1 protein-coding gene is annotated in these 270 nt (G+C 60.7%); it reads left to right on the forward strand.

Annotated features, from left to right (window positions below):
• Window positions 1-105 precede the first annotated feature (105 nt).
• Window positions 106-270 (forward strand): adenylyl-sulfate kinase (locus ACPYOJ_RS35460; protein ID WP_481420404.1); only part of this gene is annotated, 165 nt, incomplete at its 3' end.

A 270-nucleotide genomic window follows, 5' to 3' on the forward strand; every position in this document is an offset into this window, starting at 1 on the left:
GGCTACGGTAGCCTCTGAGTTCAGCGCTTTTGAGCTGGAGCTGAATGCGCTGGTGCGTAAGCACTTCCCGCACTGGGGTGCGCGCGATCTGCTGGGAGGCAAGTAATGGCCGCCCATGATGAGAACGTCGTCTGGCATCCTCATCCGGTCACCGTCGCGCAGCGCGAGAAACTTCACGGTCATCGTGGTGTGGTACTGTGGTTTACCGGGCTATCCGGCTCTGGTAAATCCACAGTAGCGGGCGCGCTGGAAGAGGCGCTACACCAGCAG

This window comes from Rhizobium sp. SVR5-9E, from assembly GCF_056755095.1.